Source organism: Vogesella oryzae, assembly GCF_902829295.1.
Lineage (GTDB): Bacteria > Pseudomonadota > Gammaproteobacteria > Burkholderiales > Chromobacteriaceae > Vogesella > Vogesella oryzae.
The window spans coordinates 34,391-43,975 of sequence record NZ_CADEPL010000029.1 but is presented as its reverse complement, the minus strand read 5'-3'; the positions used below and the strand labels follow the sequence as shown (position 1 = coordinate 43,975).

The window sequence follows — 9,585 nt, the reverse complement described above, 5'->3', positions numbered from 1 at the left end:
GGGCATAGTATTGCCCGGCCTGCAACGAGGCCTCGCCCGGCAGTGAGCCGAGAATCAGCAGCCGGGTTGCCGGATTCACGACCGGCGGGAAACTGGATTTGCGCATAAGTGGGTTGGCTTGCGCCGGATCGGCGAGCGTGCGTGCGTTTAGAACAGGCTACCCTGCTGGGCCGCCAGTTGCGCCCGCACCGGCGCAAAGCTGCGTCGATGTTGTGGCAATACGCCGTGAGCCACGATGGCCGCCAGATGCTCGGGCGTCGGGTAGCCCTTGTGGCGGGCGAAACCGTACTGCGGATATTGCCGGTCCAGCGCGATCATTTCGGCGTCGCGCGCGGTCTTGGCCAGAATCGATGCCGCCGAGATTTCCGCCACCTTGGCATCGCCCTTGACGATGGCCTCGGCCGGCAAACGCAGCGTCTTGGGTATCTTGTTGCCGTCGATCAGCACCTTGTCCGGCACAATCGCCAATCCGTCTACCGCGCGCACCATCGCCAGCATGGTGGCCTGGAAGATATTGCGCTGATCGATCTCGTCGGCATCGGCCCGGGCGATGAACCACGCCAGCGCCTTGGCGCGAATCTCCAGTGCCAGCGCCTCGCGCTTCGCTTCGCTCAGCACCTTGGAGTCGGCCAGCCCGGCAATCGGCTGCACCGGGTCCAGAATCACTGCCGCAGTGTAAACGGCGCCGACCAGCGGGCCGCGGCCGGCTTCGTCCACGCCGCAGATCAGCACCGCGCCACCCGCAATACCGCGCGTGCGGCCAACTTGGCGGAGTCCTGCTTCAGTTCCTCGTGCAGGCGCTCGAAGGTGGTGATGATTTCCTGCCGGCTATCCTGGTCCTGATACAGCTTGCTGACTGCCGCGGCCAACTTCTCTACCGTAGCATCCTTCTGCAGCAATTCCGGCACCACGAAACGCCCGGCCAGCACATTGGGCAAGCCGACATACGGCAACTTGAGCTTGCGCTTGACCAGCTGGTAGGTCAGCCACGACAGCTTGTAACTGATCACCATCGGCCGCTTGGTCAGCGCCACTTCCAGCGTGGCGGTGCCACTGGTCACCAGCACCACGTCAGCCGCGATCATCGCCATCTGCGCATGGCCAATCAGCTTGCGGATCGGCAGATCCCACGCCTTGTGGCGGCTAAGCAGCTGATCGAACTGATCAAGGGTTGGCCGCGTGGCCAGTGGCACCAGGAATTCGGCGTCCGGATACTCCTGCAGCAGCTTGCGAGCCACCTCGATATACAACCCGCCCATGAAATCCAGCTCGCTGCGGCGGCTACCCGGCAACAGGGCAAACACCGGCCCCTGCTTGCGCAGCCCCAGTTGCTCGCGCATGGCATCACGATCCGGGGTAAACGGGATTTCGCCTGCCAGCGGGTGGCCGATATAGGTCGCATGCACCCCGGCAGCGTCGTACAGCGGCTTTTCCATCGGGAACAGGCACAGCACCAGATCGGCAGACTCACCAATCTTGCTTACCCGCTCCGGCCGCCAGGCCCACACCGATGGACTGACATAATGCACGGTTCGCAGCCCGGCCTTGCGCAGGCTTTTCTCCAAGCCGAGATTGAAGTCCGGCGCATCGATGCCGACAAACACGTCCGGCCGTTCGGCTATTAGCGTCTTGCGCAAATTCCGACGGATACGCAGCAACGCTGGCAGGCTTTTCAGCACTTCCAGATAGCCGCGCACCGCCAGTTTTTCCTGCGGTACCTGGCTATGAAAACCACGCGCCACCATGCGCGGCCCGCCAATGCCGGCAAACTCGACCAGCGGATGGGCATGGCGCAGCGCGTCCATCAGATGCGCACCCAACAGATCGCCCGAGGCCTCGCCGGCGACCATGGCCACCTTGAGGGCACCCGGGCGGGTAAACAGCTTTGCAGTCATGGATTAACGGATAATGCCGCGGTTGGCTGTCTCGAAAAATTGCACGAACAAATCAAGTTCGGCATTACCTGCTGCCGCAGCGGTGATTTCCGCCTTGGCATCGTCAAAAGACAGCCCTTTGCGGTACAGCGACTTGTAGGCATTGCGGATATTGCGGATCTGCTCCGGCGAGAAGCCGCGACGCTTCAGTCCCTCGGCGTTGATGCCGCTGGGCACCGCGCGGTTGCCGTGCGCCATCACGTACGGCGGCACATCCTGCGCCACGGCACTGGAGAAAGCCGTCATGGCATGGGCGCCGATATGGCAGAACTGGTGCACGCTGGTAAAGCCACCCAGGATGACCCAGTCACCGATATGTACGTGCCCGCCGAGGGTCGCGTTATTGGCGAAGATGGTGTTGTTACCGACCTGGCAATCATGGCCCAGATGCACATAGGCCATGATCCAGTTATTGTTGCCCATGCGGGTAACACCCACGTCCTGCGCAGTACCGATATTGAAGGTGCAGAATTCGCGGATGGTATTGCCATCGCCGATTTCCAGTCGGGTCGGTTCGCCGGCATATTTTTTATCCTGCGGCACCGCACCCAGCGAGCAGAACTGGAAGATGCGGTTGTTCTTGCCGATGCTGGTATGCCCTTCGATTACCACATGCGGGCCGATCCAGGTGCCGCTGTCGATGCTGACATTGGCCCCGATAATGCTGTAGGCACCGATTTCCACATCCGGCGCGATCTTGGCGCCTTCCGCGATAATGGCGGTAGGATGGATTGCCATGCTTACACCTCGCGCTTGGCACACATGATTTCGGCTTCGCAAGCCACCTGGCCATCCACCAGTGCACGGGCGCTGTACTTGCCGATGCCGCGCTTGACGGTGATGGTTTCCACTTCGAATACCAGCTGGTCACCCGGCACCACCTGGCGCTTGAAACGGGCATTGTCGATGCCGACAAAAAAATACAGCTCATTCTCGGCACGCTGGCCCTGGCTCTTGATCGCCAGGATACCTGCCGCCTGTGCCAGCGCTTCGATGATCAGCACGCCCGGCATTACCGGATATTGCTCGAAGTGGCCCATGAAGAACGGCTCGTTAATGGTGACATTTTTCAGCGCCTTGATGCGGGTATCTGCCACGAATTCGGTAACACGGTCCACCAGCAGGAACGGATAACGGTGCGGCAGATAGCTCATGATCTCGCGCACGTCGATGTGTACTGCGGCGTTGTCGGTGTTGTTAACTGCGTCGGTCATGCTTGTACGTCCTTGTTCTGTTGCACTTCTTTCAGTGCTTTTTCAAGTTGTTTGACACGGGTGACCAGCTGATCCAGGTGCCGCAAGTGCGAGGCATTTGTCAGCCAGTCTTTATAGGTGGAAAGCGGGAACGACGACGCGTAATTGTCGGCGTTACGAATGGATTTGGATACCAGCGTGCCGCCGCCAATGTGGGTATGATCGGCAATCTCTATGTGGCCAACCATCATCGCAGCGCCGCCGATAGTGCAATTGGCGCCGATCTTGGTACTACCGGCAATACCGGCACAACCGGCAATGGCGGTATGTGCACCGATCTCCACGTTATGCGCCACCTGCACCAGGTTGTCGATTTTGGCATCCTTGCGAATGATGGTGTCGGTCAACGCTCCACGATCAATGGTGGTGTTGGCACCGATCTCGACATCGTCCTCAATGATGACACGACCGGTTTGCGGAATTTTGTACCAGCTGTCGCCAGCCCAGGCCAGACCGAAGCCATCGGCACCGATCACCGTGCCGCTATGCACGCCAACGCGGTTACCCAAGCGGCAACCGTGATAGACAGTGACATTCGGGTACAACACCACGTCGTCACCCAACTCTACGTCATCACCAAGCACCACACCCGGATGCAGAATGCAGCGCTCTCCGATCACCACATTGCGGCCAACACTGACCAGTTCGCGCACTTCGGCGCTGGCGGCAATACGGGCCCCGTCACCGATAACGGCACTGGCATGCACTCCGGCACGTGCCTTTGCCGGCGGGTTGAACAACGTGGCAACTTTGGCAAAATAAAGGTACGGATCGGCAATCAGGATCAGGCTGCGATCTTCTTTCTGCGCCTCATCAGCCAGTGCCGGCTTGACGATAATGGCACCAGCCTGACAGCTCGCCAGCTGACTGCGGAATTTCGGATTGGCAAGAAAGGTAATCTCTTGCGCTGCCGCTTCGCCCATTGGCGCAAGACGGCTAATCTCGCGATCTTCGCCACGCAGCTCGCCGCCCAGCACGGCGACAATTTGGGAAAGTTTCATCAGATGTCATCAACAATGAAGCCGACAGGCTGTCGGCTTCGGGTTTTCCTGGCTGCTGAAGCTTACTTCTCCAGCTCCTTGAGCACTCTTGGCGTGATATCGAGTTTGGGGCTGACATACACCGCATCCTGCAATATCAGATCGAACTGTTCGCGCTCGGCCAGCTGCCGGATGATGCGATTGGCCCGCTCCTGAACCGCAGCAAACTCTTCATTGCGGCGCTGGTTCAGATCATCGCGAAAATCGCGGGTCTTGGCCTGGTATTCGCGCTCGACCGAAGCTAGCTCCCGTTCCTGAGCCTTCTGATCCACTTCGCTATTACGATTGCGCGCCATTAACGCTTCAAGCTCTTTGCCACGAGCGGCCAACCGTTTCAGCTCCTGCTCGCGCGGAGCAAACTCTTTCTCCAGCTTTTTCTGCGCAACAATCGCCGGTGCCGCCTCTCGATAAACGCGTTCGGTATTGATATAGCCAATTTTCAAATCAGCAGCCTGCGCGCCACCGGATAACAGCAGCGCAGCCAGCAGGCCCGTTAGGAATAGAGGATTCAGTCTCATACGCCGCCCTTAGAAGGTCTGCCCCAGCAGGAACTGGAAGCGTTGCACGTTATCACCCTCTTTCTTGGCAAGCGGGAAGGCATAGCTGAACTTCATCGGCCCGATCGGAGACAGCCATGCCAGCCCGACGCCGGTCGAGTAACGCAGCGCATCCGTTGCCGAGGTCGAACTGATCTTGTCATCCCACACCGTACCGGCATCAAAGAAGACACTGGCACGCAGGCTACGGTTGTCGCGCATACCCGGGAACGGGAACAGCAGTTCGGCCGAACCGCTCACTTTACGCGTCCCGCCCAGTGCATCGCCACTGGAGTCTCGCGGCCCCAGACTGCCACTGTCATAGCCTCGCACAGAACCAAAACCACCCACATAGAAATTCTGGAAGAACGGCAGGGTCTTGGTCTGGCCATAACTGTTGGCATAACCCACATCGCCACCCAGCGCGAAGGTTACGTTCTTTGATAGCGGCCAGAACCAGTTCTCGCTATGCGTAACGCGGTAGTACTGCAGATCACCACCGGGCAAGCCCACGTTGACATTGACGCTCATGTTGTAGCCACGGGTTGGCCACAACGCACTGTCGCGGGTATCGCGAGACCAGCCAGCCGTACTCAGCAGCGTCTTGTTGCGACTGCCGTTTTCCGCAACAAACGCCTGGTACTGTTCCGGGCTGTCACTACTCAGCGTGAGGTTGCTGAACTCGGCGCCCAAACCAAAATTGATGCGATCGTACTCGGTAACCGGCACCCCGAAACGCATCATTGCACCGGTCGTTGCGTTCTTGTACAGATCGTAGCTGGAGGTGTTCGAGTTATACGGAGTACTAATACGGTGGTACACGTCATAGCCGATGCTGACACCATCCGGCGTGTAATACGGGTCAGTAAACGAAACCGCATAGACCTTGGACGACTTGCCCTGGTTGAAGTTGACGGATACCGACTTGCCCGAACCCAATACGTTGGATTGCGACACGGATGCCGACAGTTGCAGACCATCATCCTGCGCATAGCCGATGCCGGCCTGGATCGCGCCGGTAGAGCGTTCCTTCACGTTTACCAGCATGTCGACCTGATCAGGCGTATCGGCCACCGGCGGGGTTTCGACATCAACCGTTTCGAAGTAGCCCAACAGTTCAAGGCGCTCTTTGCTGCGCTTGATCGCCGCAGCGTTGTACTGCGAGCTTTCCAGCTGACGCAATTCACGACGAATCACCTCGTCGCGGGTACGCAAGTTACCGGCAATGCTGACTCGACGTACGGTGGTCAGACGACCCGGATCAACAAAGAAGGTCAGCACTAGGTTTTGCTTATCTTTATCGAACTCGGGAGTAACATTTACATTGGCAAAGGCATAGCCCTCGGCCCCCAGCCGGTCAGAAAGCGCGGTAACCGACTCGGTAACCTTCTCGCGATTGAACAGTGCCCCTGGCTGAACCGTCAGCAATTTTTTGAGCTCTGCTTCCGGCACTTTCAGATCACCGGCCAAGCGCACCTCGGACACTTTGTACTGCAGGCCCTCGGTGATATTGATCGTCAGGTAAACTTCTTTTTTATCTGCACTGATGGAAACCTGGGTCGAGTCAATATTGAACTCGGCAAAACCTTGGTTCAGGTAGAAGGCGCGTAATTTTTCCAGATCGGCCGAAAGTTGCTGCCGCGAGTACTGATCGGACTTGGACAGCCAGGTCATGTAACCGGAGGTCGTCAGGGAAAACTCGTCCAGCAAGTCGGCTTCATTGAAGTGGCGCGCACCAACAATGTGGATACTGCTGATCTTGGCAGTAACACCTTCGACGATATCGAGAGTAATCGCCAGCCGGTTGCGATCGAGTTTGGTAATTTGCGGGACGATTTCAACCGAATACTTGCCCTTGCTGAAATACTGACGTTTCAGTTCCTGGATTGCCTGATCCAGCAGGCCCTGATCAAAAATACGCGACTCGGCAAGTCCGTTATCTTTGAGTGCCTTGACCAGCTGATCCTTGTTGAACTCCTTGGCACCACTGATATCCAGGCGCGAAATAACCGGACGCTCATTCACCGACACCACGACTACATCGTGGTCAGTCTCGACGCGGACATCATTGAAAAAACCGGTGGCAAACAGTGCCTTGATCGCTGAGGAGGCTTTATCCTCGGTAAAGCTGTCACCTACCTTCAATGGCAGGTAGTTGAAGACGGTGCCAGGCTCGGTGCGCTGCAACCCTTCAACACGAATATCCTTGATGACGAAACTGTCGGCAGCCCAAAGCGGCGACATGAAAACGGCAGAAACAGCAGCGGCAATAAAACGTTTATTCATTAGTTTTCCCTATTGGGCCAGCAGCCGGGCGAAGTCATTGAATAGGGCCAGCAGCATGACAGTCATGATGAATGCCATCCCCAAGCGCTGCCCGACTTCATACGCACGTTCCGGGAGCGGCCGCCCCCGAATCAATTCGACGACATGATACAGCAAGTGTCCACCATCCAATACAGGTATAGGGAGCAGATTAAACACCCCAAGACTGACACTGATCAGCGCCATGAATTCCAGCAACGCATTGATCCCGGCATCCGCGCTCTTGCCGGCATATTCGGCAATGGTTAACGGACCGCTTAACGCATCAAGCGATACGGTTCCACCGAACATGGCCAGCATCATCCGTAGCGAGCTGGCGCTCAAATCGGCGGTACGTTTTACTGCGGCAACAACAGCGTCCCTCGCGCCGACATAGCGAGTCTGCAATGACTGCTTAAGCCATACTTCGTCCAGCACAGGAGCCACGCCGATACGCCCAAGCTGCTGTCCATCCAGCTCCACCGAGTCTGGACGCAATGACAAAGGCAGTTCCTTGCCAGAGCGGAGCACGCGCAATTGCATAAGCTTGCCCGGGTGATTCTGCACCCACTGCACCCAGCCTTCCCAACTCACCACCGGCTTGTCATCAACCGATAGCAACACATCACCAGACCGCAGGCCGGCACGCTCGCCCGCGCCACCCGGCAACACCGCGCCAATTTTGGGCAAATATCGAACCGGCATCAGCCCCAGCCGGGCAAAAGTATGCTGATCCAGCGTCTGCAAATTGAAGCGCAGCAAATCCAGCGACACCGACAATTGTTGCTGCTGCCGCTGGATCAGCAATCGCGGCTTGCCGCCGTCGGCAATAACATCCTCCAGTGTGCCGCGCAACTCCCCCCAATCCTGCACATTGCGACCATTTACAGCCAGCACGCGATCTCCTGCCCGCAAACCCGCAGCGGCAGCTGCGGTTTCGGCAACCACAGTTCCCACCAGCGGCTGCTGAGAAGTCTGCATGCCCGACATCGTCCAGGAAAACAGCAACACAGCCAACAACAGGTTGGCCACCGGACCAGCCGCCACCACAATCATGCGTTGCCATACCGGACGGGCATCGAAAGCGCGGTCACGATCTCCGTCTGGCACATCGCCTTCGCGCGAATCCAGCATGCGCACAAAGCCACCCAGCGGGATCAGCGCAATTCGCCACTCGGTTTCGCCACGCTGCCAGGAAAACAACTTCCGGCCAAAACCGATGGAAAAGGTCAGCACCTTGACGCCGCAAGCGCGAGCAGCAAGAAAGTGCCCAAACTCATGAAAGGTCACCAGCACACCGATGACCAACAGGAATGCCAGCACCGTCATCCGGCAATCCAGCCCTGTACGATATTGCGCACCATGGCATCTTTCTCCAGCAAGCCATCAAGATCCCGGCTCAATGCCAGGTCACTCTGCTCCAGCGCTCTCTCGATCAATCGGGGAATTTGCAAGAAAGCCAGACGACCAGACAGGAATGCAGCCACCGCCACCTCGTTGGCCGCATTCAATACAGCCGACGCATCCCCACCAGCATGCAAACAGTCGAAGGCCAACCGCAGACATGGGAAACGCTGCAGATCGGGCTGTTCAAAGGTCAGCGACGACAAGGCCATGAAATCCAGCGGCGCCACCGGCGCAGCAATACGCTGCGGCCAAGCCATCGCATATGCAATAGGAGTACGCATGTCTGGCGTCCCCAACTGGGCAATCACCGAACCATCGCAGTACCGCACCATGGAATGAATCACGCTTTGCGGATGAACCACCACCTTGATGCGCTCCGGCGGGGTAGCAAACAGCCAGTGCGCCTCGATAACTTCCAGACCCTTGTTCATCAATGAAGCGGAGTCGACCGAAATCTTGCGCCCCATCACCCAGTTGGGATGCCGGCAGGCATCTTCCGCCGAAACCTGCTGCAGTTGCTCTAGAGTATGCTGGCGAAACGGACCACCCGATGCAGTCAGAATCAGCTCTTCGATACCCGCGCCAGCAAGATCACCATCAAATCCGGCGGGTAGCGACTGGAACAGCGCATTATGCTCGCTATCCACCGGCAGCAACTCGGCACCGCCATTGCGCACCGCCTGCATGAACAAATCACCGGCCACAACCAGCGACTCTTTGTTTGCCAGCAGAATGCGCTTCCCAGCCAATGCCGCAGCGATAGTTGGCCGCAAACCGGCGGCACCAACAATTGCCGCCATTACCATATCGACCTGATCGGCAGTGGCGACAGCTTCTAGCGCCGCCGCGCCGTGCAACACTTCGGTACGGCTACCCACCTCAGCCAGGCGATTACGCAACAGGGAGGCGGCAGCAACATCCACCAGCACAGCGAATTCCGGGCGAAAGCGTAGACATTGCTCGAACAGCTTATCGACCTGACTATTGGCAGCCAGCGCATATACCTGATAGCGCTCCGGGTGCATCGCCACCACATCCAGCGTACTGCCGCCGATACTACCGGTCGATCCCAAAACCGTGATTTTTTGGAGCTTCATGAAAACCTTAAGGC

The 9,585-nt window shown here is 58.0% G+C and carries 9 protein-coding genes; all 9 read right to left on the bottom strand.

The annotated features are described in order from the left end of the window. Positions 1-147 precede the first annotated feature (147 nt). The 9 genes from rnhB to ispC all read right to left on the bottom strand — a co-directional run bounded on the left by rnhB (position 148) and on the right by ispC (position 9,571). A complete protein-coding gene (gene rnhB / locus HU218_RS11990) occupies positions 148-729 on the bottom strand; it encodes a ribonuclease HII (protein ID WP_174875178.1) in 582 nt (193 codons plus the stop codon). Further along, positions 726-1,895, bottom strand: a complete 1,170-nt coding sequence (gene lpxB / locus HU218_RS11985) for a lipid-A-disaccharide synthase (RefSeq protein ID WP_174875174.1) — start codon at positions 1,893-1,895, stop codon at positions 726-728. Before lpxB ends, rnhB begins: the two co-directional genes overlap by 4 nt. Before the next feature lie 3 nt (positions 1,896-1,898). Further along, positions 1,899-2,672 carry an acyl-ACP--UDP-N-acetylglucosamine O-acyltransferase gene (lpxA, locus tag HU218_RS11980; protein ID WP_174875173.1) on the bottom strand — a complete coding sequence of 258 codons (774 nt, stop codon included), beginning with the start codon at positions 2,670-2,672 and terminating at the stop codon, positions 1,899-1,901. 2 nt (positions 2,673-2,674) lie between these two features. Next, a complete protein-coding gene (gene fabZ / locus HU218_RS11975) occupies positions 2,675-3,148 on the bottom strand; it encodes a 3-hydroxyacyl-ACP dehydratase FabZ (RefSeq protein ID WP_174875172.1) in 474 nt (157 codons plus the stop codon). Further along, on the bottom strand, positions 3,145-4,188 hold the full coding sequence (gene lpxD / locus HU218_RS11970) for a UDP-3-O-(3-hydroxymyristoyl)glucosamine N-acyltransferase (protein WP_174875171.1): 1,044 nt from the start codon (positions 4,186-4,188) through the stop codon (positions 3,145-3,147). The genes fabZ and lpxD overlap by 4 nt, the downstream gene beginning before the upstream one ends. 62 nt (positions 4,189-4,250) lie before the next feature. Further along, entirely contained in the window at positions 4,251-4,745 is a 495-nt protein-coding gene (locus HU218_RS11965) for an OmpH/Skp family outer membrane protein (protein ID WP_174875170.1), read from the bottom strand. Between the two features lie 9 nt (positions 4,746-4,754). Beyond that, entirely contained in the window at positions 4,755-7,049 is a 2,295-nt protein-coding gene (gene bamA, locus HU218_RS11960) for an outer membrane protein assembly factor BamA (protein ID WP_174875169.1), read from the bottom strand. Positions 7,050-7,058: 9 nt separating this feature from the next. Next, entirely contained in the window at positions 7,059-8,396 is a 1,338-nt protein-coding gene (rseP, locus tag HU218_RS11955) for an RIP metalloprotease RseP (RefSeq protein WP_174875168.1), read from the bottom strand. Then, positions 8,393-9,571, bottom strand: a complete 1,179-nt coding sequence (gene ispC, locus HU218_RS11950; RefSeq protein ID WP_174875167.1) for a 1-deoxy-D-xylulose-5-phosphate reductoisomerase — start codon at positions 9,569-9,571, stop codon at positions 8,393-8,395. Before ispC ends, rseP begins: the two co-directional genes overlap by 4 nt. Between the last annotated feature and the right edge of the window lie 14 nt (positions 9,572-9,585).

Excerpts from the sequence above, each read along its gene's own strand:
- ispC (WP_174875167.1), bottom strand. The coding sequence starts at position 9,571 with ATGAAGCTCCAAAAAATCACGGTTTTGGGATCGACCGGTAGTATCGGC.
- lpxD (WP_174875171.1), bottom strand. The coding sequence starts at position 4,188 with ATGAAACTTTCCCAAATTGTCGCCGTGCTGGGCGGCGAGCTGCGTGGC.
- bamA (WP_174875169.1), bottom strand. The coding sequence starts at position 7,049 with ATGAATAAACGTTTTATTGCCGCTGCTGTTTCTGCCGTTTTCATGTCG.
- lpxA (WP_174875173.1), bottom strand. The coding sequence starts at position 2,672 with ATGGCAATCCATCCTACCGCCATTATCGCGGAAGGCGCCAAGATCGCG.
- HU218_RS11965 (WP_174875170.1), bottom strand. The coding sequence starts at position 4,745 with ATGAGACTGAATCCTCTATTCCTAACGGGCCTGCTGGCTGCGCTGCTG.
- lpxB (WP_174875174.1), bottom strand. The coding sequence starts at position 1,895 with ATGACTGCAAAGCTGTTTACCCGCCCGGGTGCCCTCAAGGTGGCCATG.
- rseP (WP_174875168.1), bottom strand. The coding sequence starts at position 8,396 with ATGACGGTGCTGGCATTCCTGTTGGTCATCGGTGTGCTGGTGACCTTT.
- fabZ (WP_174875172.1), bottom strand. The coding sequence starts at position 3,148 with ATGACCGACGCAGTTAACAACACCGACAACGCCGCAGTACACATCGAC.